The 16,190-nt window shown below is 72.2% G+C and carries 15 protein-coding genes; 7 read left to right on the forward strand and 8 right to left on the reverse strand.

The window, feature by feature from the left end:
* Positions 1-4: 4 nt before the first annotated feature.
* Both ACFWV8_RS34005 and rsmH read right to left on the reverse strand, forming a co-directional pair.
* Positions 5-673, reverse strand: coding sequence for a septum formation initiator family protein (locus ACFWV8_RS34005; protein ID WP_384213414.1), 669 nt, complete (start codon positions 671-673; stop codon positions 5-7).
* Positions 670-1,626 (reverse strand): 16S rRNA (cytosine(1402)-N(4))-methyltransferase RsmH, encoded by a 957-nt coding sequence (gene rsmH, locus ACFWV8_RS34010; RefSeq protein ID WP_384213416.1) that lies wholly within the window; start codon positions 1,624-1,626, stop codon positions 670-672. Before rsmH ends, ACFWV8_RS34005 begins: the two co-directional genes overlap by 4 nt.
* A 377-nt stretch (positions 1,627-2,003) precedes the next feature.
* Here rsmH and ACFWV8_RS34015 point away from each other — a divergent pair, with 377 nt between their 5' ends.
* The 4 genes from ACFWV8_RS34015 (at position 2,004) to ACFWV8_RS34030 (ending at position 7,590) form a co-directional block, all read left to right on the forward strand.
* Positions 2,004-2,567 carry a beta-class carbonic anhydrase gene (locus tag ACFWV8_RS34015; RefSeq protein WP_384213419.1) on the forward strand — a complete coding sequence of 188 codons (564 nt, stop codon included), beginning with the start codon at positions 2,004-2,006 and terminating at the stop codon, positions 2,565-2,567.
* A gap of 204 nt (positions 2,568-2,771) precedes the next feature.
* The gene (locus ACFWV8_RS34020) at positions 2,772-3,809 is read left to right on the forward strand and encodes a MoxR family ATPase (RefSeq protein WP_329388860.1); all 1,038 of its coding nucleotides are present in this window, start codon (positions 2,772-2,774) and stop codon (positions 3,807-3,809) included.
* Entirely contained in the window at positions 3,809-5,170 is a 1,362-nt protein-coding gene (locus ACFWV8_RS34025) for a DUF58 domain-containing protein (RefSeq protein ID WP_384213422.1), read from the forward strand. The genes ACFWV8_RS34020 and ACFWV8_RS34025 overlap by 1 nt, the downstream gene beginning before the upstream one ends.
* The gene (locus tag ACFWV8_RS34030) at positions 5,167-7,590 is read left to right on the forward strand and encodes a DUF3488 and DUF4129 domain-containing transglutaminase family protein (RefSeq protein WP_384213424.1); all 2,424 of its coding nucleotides are present in this window, start codon (positions 5,167-5,169) and stop codon (positions 7,588-7,590) included. The genes ACFWV8_RS34025 and ACFWV8_RS34030 overlap by 4 nt, the downstream gene beginning before the upstream one ends.
* A gap of 255 nt (positions 7,591-7,845) precedes the next feature.
* Here ACFWV8_RS34030 and ACFWV8_RS34035 read toward each other — a convergent pair whose 3' ends face one another.
* The 3 genes from ACFWV8_RS34035 to ACFWV8_RS34045 all read right to left on the reverse strand — a co-directional run bounded on the left by ACFWV8_RS34035 (position 7,846) and on the right by ACFWV8_RS34045 (position 9,946).
* Positions 7,846-8,241 carry a DUF3040 domain-containing protein gene (locus tag ACFWV8_RS34035; RefSeq protein WP_329388854.1) on the reverse strand — a complete coding sequence of 132 codons (396 nt, stop codon included), beginning with the start codon at positions 8,239-8,241 and terminating at the stop codon, positions 7,846-7,848.
* Between the two features lie 285 nt (positions 8,242-8,526).
* Positions 8,527-9,312 carry a class I SAM-dependent methyltransferase gene (locus tag ACFWV8_RS34040; RefSeq protein WP_384213427.1) on the reverse strand — a complete coding sequence of 262 codons (786 nt, stop codon included), beginning with the start codon at positions 9,310-9,312 and terminating at the stop codon, positions 8,527-8,529.
* Positions 9,313-9,406: 94 nt separating this feature from the next.
* A complete protein-coding gene (locus tag ACFWV8_RS34045) occupies positions 9,407-9,946 on the reverse strand; it encodes an SAV_6107 family HEPN domain-containing protein (protein ID WP_384213430.1) in 540 nt (179 codons plus the stop codon).
* Between the two features lie 211 nt (positions 9,947-10,157).
* Here ACFWV8_RS34045 and ACFWV8_RS34050 point away from each other — a divergent pair, with 211 nt between their 5' ends.
* The 3 genes from ACFWV8_RS34050 to ACFWV8_RS34060 all read left to right on the forward strand — a co-directional run bounded on the left by ACFWV8_RS34050 (position 10,158) and on the right by ACFWV8_RS34060 (position 13,273).
* Positions 10,158-10,766: a TetR/AcrR family transcriptional regulator gene (locus ACFWV8_RS34050; RefSeq protein WP_384213433.1), complete on the forward strand. Its 609-nt coding sequence runs from the start codon at positions 10,158-10,160 to the stop codon at positions 10,764-10,766.
* Between the two features lie 301 nt (positions 10,767-11,067).
* Positions 11,068-11,676: a DUF4126 domain-containing protein gene (locus tag ACFWV8_RS34055; RefSeq protein ID WP_384213436.1), complete on the forward strand. Its 609-nt coding sequence runs from the start codon at positions 11,068-11,070 to the stop codon at positions 11,674-11,676.
* 55 nt (positions 11,677-11,731) lie between these two features.
* The gene (locus ACFWV8_RS34060) at positions 11,732-13,273 is read left to right on the forward strand and encodes a phytoene desaturase family protein (RefSeq protein WP_384213440.1); all 1,542 of its coding nucleotides are present in this window, start codon (positions 11,732-11,734) and stop codon (positions 13,271-13,273) included.
* A gap of 52 nt (positions 13,274-13,325) precedes the next feature.
* Here the strand turns inward: ACFWV8_RS34060 and ACFWV8_RS34065 are convergent, their stop codons facing one another.
* The 3 genes from ACFWV8_RS34065 to thiE form a co-directional block, all read right to left on the reverse strand.
* The gene (locus tag ACFWV8_RS34065) at positions 13,326-14,345 is read right to left on the reverse strand and encodes a hypothetical protein (protein WP_384213443.1); all 1,020 of its coding nucleotides are present in this window, start codon (positions 14,343-14,345) and stop codon (positions 13,326-13,328) included.
* 51 nt (positions 14,346-14,396) lie between these two features.
* Entirely contained in the window at positions 14,397-15,314 is a 918-nt protein-coding gene (gene metF, locus ACFWV8_RS34070; RefSeq protein ID WP_384213446.1) for a methylenetetrahydrofolate reductase [NAD(P)H], read from the reverse strand.
* Positions 15,315-15,462: 148 nt separating this feature from the next.
* Entirely contained in the window at positions 15,463-16,131 is a 669-nt protein-coding gene (gene thiE, locus ACFWV8_RS34075) for a thiamine phosphate synthase (RefSeq protein ID WP_384213449.1), read from the reverse strand.
* Positions 16,132-16,190: the final 59 nt, after the last annotated feature.

A 16,190-nucleotide genomic window follows, 5' to 3' on the forward strand; every position in this document is an offset into this window, starting at 1 on the left:
TGCGTCACCTGCCGGGGGTCGTCGGGGTGGTGGGCGCGGTGGACGTCGGTCCGGGGACGGGTGCGGTGGAGGGTGCGCCGCGTGAGTCCGCCGAGACGGACGAGTCGGAGGGGACGGTAGGGACGGGCGAGGCGGTCGGCGTGATCGACGGGTCCGCGGGCGCGAGTCCTTCTGTGGAGGACGGGTCCGCCGCGGTGTCCGTGGGCGACTCCGACGGGGACACGGACGGTGCGAGCGAGGCGGGCAGACTCGGCGCGACGGGCGGGAAGGCGTCCAGGGCGGACGGTGCCGCGTACGGGAGCGCGTCGGCCTCGGAGGGGACGCCGCTGACCTTGCCGTCGGGGTTCAGGAAGGCGGGGCTGCCGCCGGGCACCATGCCGAGCTGCCGTGCGCGGCGCTGGAGAGCGTCGGGCGCCGAGAGGCTGTCCACGTCCCGCTGGAGCGCCTGCTGCTCGTCGGTCAGGTCGGTGGTCCGCTTCTTGAGCTCGCTCAGCTTGAACGACCCCGCGTTGAGCGAGGAGTTCAGCAGGAGCAGGGTGATCAGCCCGCCGCCGAGGAGGAGAACGACCAGCAGGACGAAGGGCGTACGCGCGGCGGTGCTCGCCCCGGTCGTCGGCATCAGCCGGGCGAGCCGCGCGGCCCGCCCCCTCAGCTGCCTGGCCCGTCCGCTCACCGCACGGCCTCCCGGACCCGCTCCGCGCCGCGCAGCCGGGCGGGGGCGGCCCGGCGGTTCTCGGCGACCTCGGCGTCGGTGGGCAGTTCGGCGCCGCGCGTCAGGAGTTTGAGCCTCGGCTGGTACTGCTCGGGCACGACGGGCAGGCCGGGCGGCGCCGTGTTGGCGGCGCCGGCCGCGAAGACCTGCTTCACCAGGCGGTCTTCGAGGGAGTGATAGGCGAGTACGGCGATACGGCCGCCGACGGCGAGGGCTTCCACCGCGGCGGGAATGGCCGCCTCTACTGAGGACAGCTCGCCGTTGACCTCGATACGCAGGGCCTGGAAGGTCCGCTTGGCGGGGTTGCCTCCGGTGCGCTTGGCGGCCTGCGGGAGCGCGTCACGGATGAGTTCGACCAGGCGGGCGCTGTTGGTGAAGGGCTCGACGGCACGTTCCCTGACGATCGCCGACACGATGCGCTTGGCCTGCTTCTCCTCGCCGTACGCCCGCAGGATCCGTACCAGTTCGCCCGGCGCGTAGGTGTTGAGGACCTCGGCGGCGCTCATCCCCGCCGACTGGTCCATGCGCATGTCCAGCGGAGCGTCCTGGGCGTACGCGAATCCCCGCTCCGCCTCGTCGAGTTGCATGGACGAGACGCCGAGGTCGAAGAGCACGCCCTGGACACGCGGGATGCCCAGCCGGTCGAGGACGTCGGGGAGTTCGTCGTACACGGCGTGCACGAGGGTGGCGCGGTCGCCGTACGGGGCGAGGCGCTCGCCGGAGAGGCGCAGCGCCTCCTTGTCGCGGTCGAGCGCTACGAGCCGTGCGGCGGGGAAGGTGCTGAGCAGCGCCTCGCTGTGGCCGCCGAGCCCGAGGGTGCAGTCGACGACGACGGCGCCCGGTTCGGCGAGGGCTGGGGCGAGCAGGTGGAGGCACCGGTCGAGCATCACCGGAACGTGCCGGGTCGCGGTCATACCCGGGCCTCGCGGCTTCGCTGGCTGCGCTCGCTCATGCGCCCTCTCAGGTCCGGCGTGTTTGTACGTACCGCCGAGCGTGGGGAGGCCGAGCCGCACGTACGCCGCACACGCGGGGGGAATTCGGGGAGTGTTCCGGTAAGTGTTCGGGATGTCCGTGAACTTCGCGTCACTTTAGTCCACAGGTCTCCGCGGTCAATCAACCGGCCAGCGCGTCGCCCGGCCCGGCGCGGGTGGAGCGGCGGGGTGGATCGTCCGGAGATCGCGTGCGCGTCGGGTGCCAATTGTGTGGCTTACCTCACACCGGGGCTCGCCGACGATGTTTGTGCCGCCGTGGAGCGGGCCCCCGGCGCGGGAGGGCATTACCGTCTATGGGTATGTCGACTTCCGCGCACCTCCCCGCCGAGTCCGCCCAGGCAACCGCCGCCGCGGCCCGTACCGACGGCACGGTCACCGATCGACTCGTGGATGCCAACCGGCACTACGCCAAGGGCTTCGACGACCCCGGGATGGACGCCCGCCCCGTGCTCCGCGTCGCCGTGGTCGCCTGCATGGACGCCCGTCTCGACCTGCACGACGCGCTGGGCCTGGAGCTCGGCGACTGTCATACGATCCGCAACGCGGGCGGCGTCGTCACCGACGACGTCATCCGCTCACTCACCATCAGCCAGCGCGCGCTCCAGACCCGCAGCGTCGTACTCATCCATCACACCGGCTGCGGTCTGGAGGCCATCACCGAGGACTTCAGGCACGAACTGGAGATGGAGGTCGGGCAGCGTCCGGCCTGGGCCGTGGAGTCCTTCCGGGACGTGGACCAGGATGTACGTCAGTCGATGCAGCGGGTGCGGACGTCTCCGTTCCTTCTGCACACCGACGACGTGCGGGGTTTCGTGTTCGACGTGTCGACGGGCCTTCTGCGGGAAGTCGACCCGGCGAACTGACCGCGTCGCCCGCGGCAGAAGCACGGCAACTCCGGCAATTCACACCCACTTATCCACAGGCGAGTGACACGAAGCGGTAACGGCTACAAGAATGCGTGTGTGACGGCGGCGTTCCGGAACCATCCGGGCGCGGCGTCCGTATTTCGGGGTGGGCCGGGCCGTGAGAAGAGCCTCGGCCCGTATGAACGGGCCGAGGAGGGCCGGGTGACGACCTATGACGATCGAGCGAGCCTCACAGATCTGACCACCACAGCGGAGCGTGTGCGCGCATCGGTGGAGGGTGTGATCGAGGGCAAGCCTGAGGTCGTACGGCTTTCGCTGACAGTGCTGCTCGCCGAGGGACATCTCCTCATCGAGGATGTCCCCGGCGTCGGCAAGACGATGCTGGCCAAGACGCTCGCACGCTCCATCGACTGCTCGGTGCGGCGTATCCAGTTCACGCCCGACCTGCTGCCGTCGGACATCACCGGGGTCTCCATATACGACCAGCAGCGGCGGGACTTCGAGTTCAAGCCCGGGGCGATTTTCGCGCAGATCGTGATCGGCGACGAGATCAACCGCGCTTCGCCGAAGACGCAGTCGGCGCTGCTGGAGTCGATGGAGGAGCGCCAGGTCACCATCGACGGGCAGACGTACGAACTGCCCAGTCCCTTCATGGTGGTGGCGACGCAGAACCCGGTCGAGATGGAGGGCACGTATCCGCTGCCCGAGGCGCAGCGCGACCGTTTCATGGCGAGGGTCTCTATCGGCTACCCGAGCGCGGAGGCCGAGTTGGAGATGCTGGACGTGCACGGCGGGGTCTCGCCGCTGGACGACCTCCAGCCGGTGGCCCACGCTCACGACATCGTGAAGCTGATCGACGCCGTGCGGAAGGTCCATGTGGCCGACTCCGTGCGGCGGTACGCGGTGGAGCTGGTCGGTTCGACCCGTAACCACCCGGATCTCAGACTGGGCGCGTCGCCGCGCGCGACGCTGCATCTGCTGCGCGCGGCGAAGGCGTCCGCGGCCCTGAGCGGCCGGGAGTACGCGCTGCCGGACGACGTACAGGCGCTGGCGGTCCCGGTGCTGGCGCACCGGCTGCTGCCGACCGCGCAGGCACAGCTCAACCGCCGGACCGCCGAGCAGGTGGTGCAGGACATCCTGCAGCGCGTCCCGGTGCCGACGGCCGACGGTGGCCGGCAGGCTCCCGTGGCCGCCGCGCCGCTCTACGACCGGCCCCAGCCGGGCGTCCGGCGGCTGTGATGGAGCCCGCTGCCACCCCCTCGGAGACCGAGGACAAGGGCGGGCTGCGGGCGGCGCTGGGCGGTCTCACCACCCGCGGCCGGTCGTTCTTCGCCGCGGGCATAGCCGCGGCGGTGTGCGCCTATGTCCTCGGCCAGGCGGATCTGCTCCGGGTGGGGATGCTGCTGGCCGTGCTGCCGCTGGTCTGTGTCGCCGTGCTGTACCGCACGCGCTACCGGGTCGCCGGCAGCAGGCGGCTCTCGCCGTCGCGGGTGCCCGCGGGGTCCGAGGCCCGCGTCCATCTGCGGATGGACAACGTGTCGCGGCTGCCCACGGGTCTCCTGATGCTCCAGGACCATGTGCCGTACGTGCTGGGCCCGCGCCCCCGGTTCGTCCTGGACCGGGTGGAGGCGGGCGGGCGCCGCGAGGTCTCCTACCGGGTGCGCTCGGACCTGCGCGGGCGCTATCCGCTCGGACCGCTCCAGCTGAGGCTGAGCGACCCGTTCGGGATGTGCGAGCTGACGCGGTCCTTCAGCGCCCACGACATCCTGACCGTTATCCCGCGCACGGAGCCGCTGCCACCGGTCCGGCTGGCGGGAGCGACAGCGGGGTACGGCGACGGGCGGCAGCGCTCGCTGTCGCTGGCCGGCGAGGACGACGTCATTCCGCGCGGGTACCGGCACGGCGACGACCTGCGCCGGGTGCACTGGCGCTCCACGGCGCGCTACGGCGAGCTGATGGTGCGCCGCGAGGAGCAGCCGCAGCGGGCCAGATGCACGGTGCTGCTCGACACCCGGCGGCTCGCCTATCAGGGCGCCGGCCCCGACTCGGCCTTCGAGTGGGCGGTGTCGGGTGCGGCGTCCGCGCTGGTGCACATGCTGGAACGGGGCTTCGCCGTACGGCTGTTGACCGACACCGGGACGTCGGTGCCCGGCGAGGGCGCCGACGGGTTCGCCGGCTCGACGCAGGAGTCCGCCGACGCGGCCGGGCTCATGATGGACACGCTCGCGGTCGTCGACCACTCCGACGGGGCGGGGCTGTCGCGCGCGTACGACGTGCTGCGCGGCGGCACCGAGGGGCTGCTGATCGCCTTCCTCGGGGATCTCGACGAGGAGCAGACGGCGGTGGCCGGCCGTATGCGGCACCGCAGCGGCGCCGCGGTCGCGTTCGTCCTGGACAGCTCCGGCTGGTTCCGGGACGGCGGCGAAGAACCGCCCGCGCGCCTCCAGGACCGGCTGAGGCAGCTGCGTGAGTCCGGCTGGACCGCCCTCGCGGTGCCGGCCGGGTCCGCGCTCCCGGACCTGTGGCAGCAGGCGGCACACCAGCGCACCGAGTCGGGTGCGACCCAGGGCTCGGCAGGTTTCTCCGGAGGATGGTCATGAGCGGTCGCGCGAGGCTGGCGCTGTGCGCGTTCGCCGCCACGCTGATGTCTGCGGGCGCGCTGCTGCCGCTGGTCGATCCCGCCACCTGGCTCCTCCAGGCGGCGTTCATGGTCGGGATCCTGGTGGGGGCGGGCGCGCTCGGCCGGCGGGTGCCGCTGGCCAGGACGCTGATCGTGGTGCTCCAGGCGGTCATCGGGCTGCTGATGCTCACGGTGGTGTTCGCGTCGGAGCACGCCGTGCTCGGTCTGTTTCCCGGCCCCGAGGTCTTCCAGCGCTTCGGCGAGCTGCTGAACGAGGGCGGCGAGGACGTCGGGCGGTACGCGATCCCCGCACCGGCCACCGACGGCATCAAGCTGATGCTGGTCGGCGGTGTGCTGGTCATCGGTCTCGCCGTGGACGCGCTCGCCGTGACGTTCCGCAGCGCGGCCCCGGCCGGACTGCCGCTGCTCGCGCTGTACTCGGTCGCCGCCGGCCTCAACGGCGGCGCGGCCTCCTGGCTCTGGTTCCTGCTCGCGGCCGGCGGGTATCTGCTGTTGCTGCTGGCCGAGGGCCGGGACCGGCTCTCCCAGTGGGGGCGGGTCTTCGGCGGCGCTCCGCGCGCCCCGGGCCGTACCGCCGCCGGGATGGACACCGGGGGCCGGGCCACGGCACCGGTCCGCGCGGGGCACCGTATCGGTGTGATGGCCCTGGGAATCGCGCTCGTCGTGCCCGCCGCGCTGCCTTCGCTGAACGGCGGGCTGCTCAACGGCACGGGGGCCGGGGCGGGTTCGGGTCTGGGCGGTGGCACGATCTCCGCCGTCAACCCGCTCGTGTCCCTCCAGGACAACCTCAACCAGCCCGAGGACCGCGAAGCGTTGCGGTACCGGACGAACGCGGAGAGCACCCAGAACCTGTATCTGCGGATCATGGCGCTGGACGACTTCGACGGTACGTCCTGGCGGTTCTCCCAGCGCAGTGTCGAGGACGTGCCGGACAGGCTTCCCAGTCCGCCCGGTCTGAACGGCGATGTCAGCACCACCGAGATCAAGACGAGTATCTCCGCCGCCAATTGGTACCGGCAGAACTATCTGCCGATGCCCTACCCGGCGTCGGAGGTGGACATCGAGGGGCGCTGGCGCTTCGAACCGAGCGGCCGGACGCTGGTCGGTGACCGGGGCGAGACCACGCAGGGCGCGCAGTACCAGGTCGGCAGTTTGCTGGTGGAGCCGACCCGTGAGCAGCTCGCCACGGCTCCGAGGCCTCCGGCCGCGCTGGTGCGGGAGTACACGAAGGTGCCCGACAACCTTCCCGGAGTTGTCGCGGACACCGCACGCGAGGTGACCGACGGCGCCGCGAACGACTACGAGAGGGCCGTCAGGCTCCAGGACTGGTTCGCCGTGGACGGCGGCTTCACGTACGACACCCAGGTCGCGTCGGGCACGGGCGTCTCGGCCATCACCCGCTTCCTCAGCCAGAAGCAGGGCTTCTGCGTCCACTTCTCGTTCTCGATGGCGGCGATGGCCCGCACGCTGGGCATTCCGGCCCGGGTGGCGGTGGGCTTCACCCCGGGCACCCCGCAGTCGGACGGCACGATGTCCGTCGGGCTGCGTGACGCGCACGCCTGGCCCGAGCTGTACTTCGAGGGGGTCGGCTGGACCCGCTTCGAGCCGACGCCGAGCCGGGGCAGCGCACCGGACTACACGATCCCCGAGGCTCCTTCGGGCGACGCGAGCGATCCGTCCCAGCCCGAGGCCAGCACGTCGTCCGCGCCGAGCTCGCAGCCGTCCGCCTCGGACAGCTGCCCGCCCCAGGCGGCCAGGATCGGCGACTGCGACACGACCACGCCGGCGGGTGCGCTGCCTCCGACCGACTCGGGAACGTCCTCGGGGACGGTCGTCGGCATCACGCTGGGCGTCCTGGCCGTGCTGCTGGTGCCACTCCTGCCGCTGCTGTGGCGGATCCGGGTGCGGGCCCGGCGTCTCGGTTCCGGGGGCCGTACGCCCGCCGATGCCACGGCGCGGGCGCTGGGCGCCTGGCGGGAGATCGTCGACACCGCGTGGGACCACGGCATCCGTCCCGACGACGCGCAGACCCCCCGGAGGACGGCGGCCCGGATCGTGCGGCTGGGGCGGCTGGAGGGTGAGGCCGCCAACGCCGTGCACCGGGTGGCACGCGCGGTGGAGCAGGTGCTGTACGCGCCGGAGCCACAGCCCGCCACGGGCCTCGCCGACGAGGTCCAGCGGGTACGCGCGGGGCTGGGCGAAGGGGCGAGCCGCTGGGCCCGCCAGCGCGCGCTACTCCTGCCGCGCTCGTCCATTCGGGTGATGTGGGCGCTGTCCGAGCGCTGGGCGGCCGTCACGGACCGCTGGGGGGTGCGCCGCCTGGAGCTGGGCCGGCGGCTGACGGCGCTCTTCAGCAGGCCGTCCCGGCAGCGGGGCTGAGCAGGCGGGGCCAGGACCGTCCACGGGGGCGGGGAGCGCGGCTTTCGGGCCCCGCGCCCCGCCCCCGTCTCGTGTGTCCGGGGTCGGTGGCCGGGTGAGCGCGAGATACGGGGCGGGGGTACGGCCCCTACGCGGAGATGGGTGAGGGGCGAACGCTTTCCGCGTTCGCCCCTCACCCATCTCTGCCGTGTCCCACGGCAGCCGCACCACTGCTACAAGCTTGGCTGGTGAACCTCTGCGCCGTACCTGCCGTGTCTACTGACCCTGCTCGTCACGGCGGCGCTGCCATCGCTGCTCGATCCGGTTCATGAATGAGCGGCGCTGCCGAGGCTGTCTACGGTCGGCCGTAGCTTCCCCGGTCGGCTGCTGCTCGCCCGGTTTCGGGGCCTTGCGCCAGCCGGTGACCGCGAGGACCGCACAGCCCAGCATGACGAGGAATCCCACCACGCCGATCCAGATCTGCTTGGCGACCATACCGGTCATGAGGAGCGCGATACCCACCAGAAAGCCGGCGACCGCCTGGTAGACCCGTCGCCGGGTGTACCTGCGCAGCCCGCTTCCCTCAAGCGCTGTCGCGAACTTGGGATCTTCGGCGTACAGCGCTCGCTCCATTTGCTCGAGCATTCGCTGCTCGTGCTCCGAGAGCGGCACGGAGTCCTCCTAGTCGTCGGTCGCGGGGGGCGACCGGTATGCGGCCCCTTCAGGATAGGCAGGGATTCGCCCCCGTGAAACCCGCCCTCTACGCCATTTCGCCAATCCGGGCCGCCACGACGACTCGGCCGCTGAGGCGTTGATTCCCCAACCGTCCACCCGTCATGCCGGAAGGCGTACCCCGATCATACGGCGCCGAAGGCTCTGCCGGGGGGCCTGTGGCGCACTCCATCCACAGCTGCGTTGCTGATCAGCCCGGCGATCAGTGCTCCGGGGCGCCCGCCGTCAGGCCCGCTTCTCCCCCAGGACGTGCAACTGGCTCGCCACGGAGTGGAAGGAGGACAGTTCGGCGGCGGCCGCCTCAAGCTTCAGGAGGGCCTCCAGGGCGCCCGGTTGAGTGTCCACCAGGACTCCGGGAACCAGGTCGGAGAAGACCCGGACACCGTGCACGGCGCCCACGTCGACACCGGCCTTGTCGACCAGTTCCGTGAGCATCTCGACGGTGAACCGCCTGGGCACCGGGTCGCCTTCGCCCCAGCGGCCCGCCGGGTCCGTGAGCGCCTGCCGGGCCTCGGTGAAGTGCCCGGCGAGCGCCCTGGCGAGTACGGCGCCGCCGAGGCCGGCCGCGAGCAGGCTGAGCGCACCGGAGGGGCGCAGCGCCTCGACCGCGTTCCGGACGCCCTCGGCGGGGTTGTCGACGTACTCCAGGACGCCGTGGCAGAGCACCGCGTCGTAGCCGCCCCGCCCCACCACGTCGAACAGACCGTGGATGTCGCCCTGGACGCCGCTGACACGGTCCGCGACGCCGGCCTCGGCGGCCCGGCGCTCCAGCGCGAACAGCGCGTTGGGACTGGGGTCGACGACGGTCACCCGGTGGCCCAGGCGGGCCACGGGCACGGCGAAGTTGCCCGTGCCGCCCCCGGTGTCGAGGACGTCCAGGCCCGCCGTACCCGCCGCGGCGGCGCGGCTTTCGAGGGCGACCTGGAGCACCTCCCAGACCACGGCGGTGCGCAGGGAGCTACGGGGGCGCGACGGCGTCTCTCCACCGAAGGCAGGGGAAGGGTCCGACACGGCAGTTGACTCCTCGGCGCGGTGCCGCCCCAGGTCGCGGGGCGTGAACGGTGCAGGCACCGCACAGCCTATTGCCTCCGTCGGTCCGTCCCTGTCACCCAGCGGCGCCGCCCTTCTCCGGCTGTTCGGCCCTCGGCCGGGGCAGCACCGGTTCGAGCACGAGAAGCCGCTCCACGAGCCGCAGGAACATGGCCACGTCGCGCAGCAGATCGTCGGCGTCGCGGCTGCTCGCGGCGCCCTGGATACCCGCCTCGGCCCGCGCCCTGCGGGTGGCTCCCGAGGCGAACAGGGCGCTCCACTCGGTGAGCTCGGGGGCGATCTCGGGCAGCACTTCCCAGGCGCTCCGTATGCGCCTGCGGCGCGGACTCGTGGGCTCGGGGCGGCCACGCGCGGCGAGGACCGCCGCCGCCGTGCGCAGGGCGGCCAGATGGGCCGTGGCATAACGCTCGTTGGGCGCTTCGAAGGTGGCGGCCTCGTCAAGTCCCGAGCGGGCCTGGGCGAGCAGGTCGAGGGCGGCGGGCGGCGCGGTCGCGCGCCTCTGGACGGGGTGGACATCGGTCGCGGCGCCGGTCAGTGAGGGGGCAGGGCCGCCTGTGCTTCGCCGGTGCGCGGCTGCGGCGTAGGAACTGGCCATGACGAACCTCCTGGTCGTCTCTGTGACGGCTCTGTGGCCGTATGTGTCCATCGTGGAGTACGCCACTGACAATCGACCCTGACCTGCGCTTTTGCCCCGCGCGCCGGCTCGGGGGTCCTCTCGGTCGCGGGCGCGTCCGGCACGGGCCGCACCTGCCCGCCGCCGGCGCTCACCGTCGGACGGCTCCCCGGCACCTGTGAGAATCGGGCGCATGGACAGCAGCAGCACCCGCCGGCAGGCCACCCGTCAGAAGCTCTACGACGCCGCGGTGACGCTCATCGCCGAACAGGGCTTCTCGGCCACGACCGTGGACGAGATCGCCGAGCGCGCCGGAGTCGCCAAAGGCACGGTCTACTACAACTTCAAGAACAAGAACGAGCTGTTCGAGGAGATCCTGCGGCACGGCGTGGGCCTGCTCACCGCCTCCCTCCAGACCGCGGCCGACGAGACGGCGGAGCGTGAAGGGACCAGCGCCGAGGCGCTGGACGCCATGGTCCGCGCGGGACTCGCCTTCATCGACCGCCACCCGGCCTTCACCCAGCTGTACGTGGCCGAGCTCTGGCGCACCAACCGCGCGTGGCAGTCGACGTTATTGATGGTGCGTCAGCGGGCCGTCGCCGTCGTGGAGAAGGTGCTCCAGGAGGGGATCGACGGCGGTGAACTCGGCCAGGAGATCGACATTCCGCTCACCGCCGCCGCACTGGTGGGGATGGTGCTGGTGGCGGCCCTGGACTGGCAGGCGTTCCAGCCGGATCGGTCGATCGACGACGTGCACGCGGCGCTCTCGCTGCTGCTGCACGGCCGGGTCGGCGGGAGTTGACACGGCCTAGCACGCTCCTGCCCGCCGGACAGCGGAAAGTGCGCCGCTCCGACCGGACTTCCTCACTCGTCCCGGCCGGAGCGGCGCACTGCCCACCCCCGTGGCGGTCGGGGTGCCACGCCGCTCCGCCGCCCCGTGCCGGCGGTTTCGGCGTCGCGCCCCTCCCGTGCCCCTCACTCTTCCGTCTTCGCAGGTGAGGGCCTATCCGTGTCTCTACTCATCTCATGTACTAGGTACAGATACTCACAACCCCGTTGCGGAGCTCACCCGTCCGGCCGAGTCTCTGGCTACGATCTCGTCCGTGTCCGTACTCCCCCTTGTCTTCACCAGCGGCTGGGCCAGCGGGATCAACGCCTACGCGGTGGTCCTGCTGTTGGGCGTCTTCGGCGCGACCGGGATGACCGACGAGGTCCCCGAGTCGCTCCAGCGCACCGACGTCCTGGTCGTTGTCGGTGCGCTCTTCGTCTGCGAGGCGGTGGCGGACAAGATCCCGTACGTCGACTCCATCTGGGACTCGGTGCACACCGTGATCAGACCGGTCACGGGCGCGGTGGTCGCCGCGCTGCTCGCCGGACAGAGCGGTTCGCTCCCGGAGATCACGGCGGGCGCGGTCGGCGGATCGACCGCTCTGGTGAGCCATCTGGTGAAGGCCGGCACGAGGATGGCGGTCAACACGTCGCCCGAGCCCTTCAGCAACATCGCGGTGAGCACCGCGGAGGACCTGGGCGTCGCCGGGATCATCACGTTCGCGATCTTCCACCCGCTCGCCGCGGCGGTCGTCGCGGGCGGCCTGCTGCTGATCGGCATCGTGATCACCTTCTTCGTGGCCTCGAAGATCCGCCGGTTCTGGCGGCGCAGGGCGGACAGACGCGCCGAGCGGCGCCTCGCCACCACCTGGCCGCCACTGTGAACACCGCGCCTCCCGGGCGCGGCCGGGGAAAAACCGGCCGCTAAGGTCCACTTCCATGGCACGGATTGCGGTGATCGGCGCCGGGATGGGCGCGATGGCGGCGGCTGCCCGGCTGGCGGTGGCGGGGCACCAGGTGACGGTGTACGAGCGCTCCGCGACGTACGGCGGGGCCCTCGGCCGGTTCGAGCGGGACGGGTTCGCGTACGACACGGGCCCCGGGCTGCTGCATCTGCCCGCCGTCTACCGGGATCTGTTCGTCAAGACAGGCAAGAAGCCGCTCGAAGAGTGCGTGCGGATGACGCAGGTCGACCCGGCGAGCCGCCATGTCTTCCCCGACGGCACCGATGTGTCGCTGCCGAACGCGTCGCGCGCCGGTGTCGTCGCCGCTCTGGACGCCGCTCTCGGCGCGGGCGCCGGCGCGCGGTGGGGCGACTTCCTCGGCCGGGCCCGGGACGCCTGGGACCGGTCGCGGCGGCCTCTGTTGGAGGAGCCGCTGCGCGAGGACTGGCAGTTGCTGGGGCGCGATCCGTATCCGGCGGTCCGGCAGCGGAGGCTCCTGCGCGGGCCCCGGTGGGCGGGCACCGTCGCCGAGGTGGGCGCGCGGGAGCTGGCGGATCCCCGGCTCGCCGCGCTGTTGGAGGGGTACGCGCTGTCGTACGGGCTTGACCCACGGCACACCCCGGCGGGCGCCGTGTTGCTGCCGTACATGGAGCAGACCTTCGGCAGCTGGTACGTGCGGGGCGGGATGCGGGCGCTGGCGCACGCGGTGTACGAGCGGTGCCTGGAGCGCCGGGTGGAGTTCGTGTTCCACGCCGAGGTGACCCGGATCGTCGAGAAGGACGACCGCGCGGCCGGTGTCGAACTGGCGCCGGGGGCTTCGGTCGGCACCTCGGCGGTCGTCGGGGCGGAGCATGTGGTGGCGGGCACCGCTCCCGCCGCCCTGGCGGGCCAGGAGCTGTGGCGGGACGAGGACGTACGGCCCCAGGGCGGGGGCGCGGGTGGCGGCGGGGCGCCGTCGGTTCCCGGCAGGTTCACGGTGCTGCTGGCCCTGCGCGGAGGCAGGCCGGACGACGCTGCGCACCGTACGGTGGTCCACTCCCCCGCCGGCGCCGGCGAGGCCGCCGCGGTCTTCTCCGGACGGACGGCGGAGCGGCCCACGGTCACGGTGCTGCGGCCCGACGACCCGACGACGCGTCCGGACGACGGGCACGAGGCGGTCACCGTCACGGCGACCGTCGCACCGCAGGGTCCGGTGGACTGGACGGACCCAGGGCTGCGTGAGCGGTACGCCGACGTGCTGGTGGAGGCGGCCGGCGCCGCCGTGCCTCGGCTGCGGGAGCGGCTGCGCTGGCGGGAGGTCCGTACGCCGGCGGACACGGCGGCGCGGACGGGGGCGCGGGGCGGTTCGGTGCCCGCACCGTCGCTGGCGGGTGCGGAGGGCCGGCTGCTGCATCCGGCGAACACCACGCGGCTGCCGGGGCTTTATCTCGTCGGCGGCGAGGCGCACCCGGGCGGCGGGCTGGCGCACGCGGGGATGTCGGGGGCGCTGGTCGCCGGGCTGATCGTGGAGGGCGCGGACTTCCGCGGCTCGCGCTGAATCCCCTGTGCCGGGGTGAACTCGCGAAGAGGTGGCGGGAGTTGAGCGCCCGTCAGTAGCGGTACTGCTGCTCGTCGTAGTTGGGGTCGTAGCCGTACTGCTGCGGTGCCTGCTGCGGCATCGGGGGGACGTTCTCGCCCTCGCGCTGCTGGGGGACCCAGACGCCGCCGGGCGGGGTCTCCGCGCCGTACTCGGGCTGGGCACTCTGCCCGTTCTGGCCGGCGGAGGGGTCGGCGTACTGCTGCTGGCCGCCGTAACTGTCGTACGCGCCATAGGAGTCGCCGCCGGTGGCCGCACCGCTGTACGGGTCGTTGTAGGCGGCGTACTGCTGCTGGCCCGTGCCGTAGTCGTACTGCCCGCCCTGGCCGTTCTGCGCCGCGTACGGGTCCTGTTGGGCGCCGTACGCGTCCTGGCCGCCGTACACGTCCTGGCCCTGGCTCGCGTACGGGTCCGGGGCGGCGTACACCTCGGAGGCGCCGTATCCGTCCTGGGGGCCCTGGCCCTGGCCTGCGTAGGCGTCATGACCCGCGTAGGCGTCCTGGCCCGTGGTCGCGTCGTAACCGTGGTACGGGTCGTAGTCGCCGTACTGGGTCGCCTGGTAGGCGGCGTCGGTGTAGACGCCGTACTGCCCGGTCTCGTCCGGCATGGGCTCCGGCTCATAGACGGAGGCCGTGTACGGGGGCTCGTCGGGGACGGGCGCGGCGGCCTCGGCGGGGCCCGCGGCGACGGGCTGGTACTCCAAGTCCGAGACTTCCAGGCTCGGTTCGCGGTCGTCGCCCTCACCGCCGCCGGCCCTGCGGCGCCGGCTCGCGCCGGGGCTGCCGCCGATCGCCCAGCCGGTGGAGAAGCCGCGGCGGAACGAGAGCGTCACATAGGTCTGGCCGACCGCGAACGCGATCGCGCCGACCGCGATGACCGGGACGGACGCGAGGAGGACACCCAGCACCACGCCGGCGAAACCGATGAAGGCGAGGAGCCGCCAGCGGAGCCGCGCCTTGTACTGGAGCAGCACTTCGCCCAACAGCCACAGCGCGACGATGCCGAACGCGATGTAGAGGACCGTCCAGCCCATGCCCGCCCCTCTCCTGCGGTCACCGCCCCGGAGCGGGGCGGGTACGACCTGTCACGACTGCTCGTGCAGTCCGAGATTCTCGTAGATTTCGAGCGTCGCCGTGGAGTTGTTGAGTGTAATGAAGTGGAGTCCGGGAACACCCTCCGCGCGCAGCGTCGCGCAGAACTCCGTCGCGTACTCGATACCGATGGAGCGTACAGCGGCGGGATCGTCCTTGACCGAGAGGATCCGCTCTTTCAGCGCCGGGGGCAGCGAGGCGTTGCTGAGCTGCGAGAAGCGCTCGATCTGCCGGACGTTGGTGACCGGCATGATCTCCGGGATGATCGGCGTGTCGCATCCCGCGGCGGTGACCTTGTCCCGCAGCCGCAGATAGTCCTGGGGGTCGAAGAACATCTGGGTGATCGCGTAGTCGGCGCCCGCGCGGCACTTGGCCACGAAGTGCCGGATGTCGCTCTCCCAGTCGGACGAGCGCGGGTGCATCTCGGGGAAGGCCGCGACGCCGACGCAGAAGTCGCCGGACTCCTTGATCAGCCGGACGAGGTCGGCCGCGTACCGCACGCCCTGGGGGTGGTGGACCCATTCGCCCATGGGGTCGCCGGGCGGGTCTCCGCGTACGGCGAGGATGTTCCTGATCCCGGCGTCCGCGTACTGGCCGATCATGTTGCGCAGCTCGGCGACCGAGTGGTTCACGGCGGTGAGGTGGGCGACCGGGGTGAGCGTGGTGTCGGAGGCGATGCGCTGGGTCGCCTTGACCGTGCCGGCCCGGGTGGAGCCGCCCGCGCCGTAGGTCACGGAGACGAAGCTCGGGCCGACCGCCTCGACCCGGCGCAGCGCGTTCCAGAGATTCCGCTCGCCTTTCTCCGTCTTGGGCGCCCAGAATTCGAACGAGTACGACAATTTGCCGGTCGCAAGCAGGTCACGCACCGTACGAGCGCGATCCGTCCTGGTCGAAGCTGTGCCAAGGGCCATACCCGAAGGCTATCGAGGCTACGGCGATCACCCAACCAGACCAGGGCGATTTGTCCATTTCGCACCATCCCTGTCCATCCCTCGGACGGTACGGACACCGAAGATCGAGGGCGGGCGGGACGGGCGACGGCTTGTCGGGCGCCGGGTGTCAGGCGACGCGGTCGCGGACGCGCTTGGCGAGACCGGCCGCCGCCATGGCCGGATCGTCCGCCTCTGTGACGGCCCTGACGACCACGATCCGGCGGGCCCCGGCGTCCAGCACCTCTTCGAGGTTGCCGGCGTCGATCCCGCCGATCGCGAACCACGGGCGCCGGGTGGCCAGCGACGCCGCGTACCGCACGAGGCCGAGCCCAGGCGCGTGCCGGCCGGGCTTGGTGGGGGTGGGCCAGCAGGGACCCGTGCAGAAGTAGTCCACGCCGGGCTCACCGGCCGCCGCCATCGCCTCGGCCTCGGAGTGTGTGGAGCGGCCGATCAGCGGCTCCGTACCGAGGACGGCGCGGGCGGCGGAGACGGGCAGGTCGCCCTGGCCCAGATGCAGCACGTCGGAGCCGATGGCGTGCGCCACGTCGGCCCGGTCGTTCACCGCGAGGAGCTTGCCGTGGCGCCGGCAGGCGTCGGCGAAAACCTGGAGATGCTCCAGCTCCTCGGCCGCCTCCATGCCCTTGTCACGCAGCTGCACGATGTCCACACCGGAGGTGAGGACGGCGTCCAGGAACTCGGGGAGATCCCCCTGCCGCTTCCGCGCGTCCGTACACAGATAGAGCCGGGCGTCGGACAGCAGATCGAGTGCGCTGGGCGCACCGGGCGCTGCGGGCATGCGGGTCTCCCCCGTCGGATCGGTGTCTGTCGGAGCGGTTCTCCGTGACGGCCGTGCGC

It is taken from the genome of Streptomyces sp. NPDC058665, assembly GCF_042714995.1.
Lineage (GTDB): Bacteria > Actinomycetota > Actinomycetes > Streptomycetales > Streptomycetaceae > Streptomyces.

Bases quoted from the DNA above. Each gene is read 5' to 3' on its own strand.
- rsmH (WP_384213416.1), bottom strand. From the start codon at position 1,626: ATGACCGCGACCCGGCACGTTCCGGTGATGCTCGACCGGTGCCTCCAC.
- ACFWV8_RS34015 (WP_384213419.1), top strand. From the start codon at position 2,004: ATGTCGACTTCCGCGCACCTCCCCGCCGAGTCCGCCCAGGCAACCGCC.
- ACFWV8_RS34025 (WP_384213422.1), top strand. From the start codon at position 3,809: ATGGAGCCCGCTGCCACCCCCTCGGAGACCGAGGACAAGGGCGGGCTG.
- ACFWV8_RS34030 (WP_384213424.1), top strand. From the start codon at position 5,167: ATGAGCGGTCGCGCGAGGCTGGCGCTGTGCGCGTTCGCCGCCACGCTG.
- ACFWV8_RS34045 (WP_384213430.1), bottom strand. From the start codon at position 9,946: ATGGCCAGTTCCTACGCCGCAGCCGCGCACCGGCGAAGCACAGGCGGC.
- ACFWV8_RS34050 (WP_384213433.1), top strand. From the start codon at position 10,158: ATGGACAGCAGCAGCACCCGCCGGCAGGCCACCCGTCAGAAGCTCTAC.
- ACFWV8_RS34060 (WP_384213440.1), top strand. From the start codon at position 11,732: ATGGCACGGATTGCGGTGATCGGCGCCGGGATGGGCGCGATGGCGGCG.
- ACFWV8_RS34065 (WP_384213443.1), bottom strand. From the start codon at position 14,345: ATGGGCTGGACGGTCCTCTACATCGCGTTCGGCATCGTCGCGCTGTGG.
- metF (WP_384213446.1), bottom strand. From the start codon at position 15,314: ATGGCCCTTGGCACAGCTTCGACCAGGACGGATCGCGCTCGTACGGTG.
- thiE (WP_384213449.1), bottom strand. From the start codon at position 16,131: ATGCCCGCAGCGCCCGGTGCGCCCAGCGCACTCGATCTGCTGTCCGAC.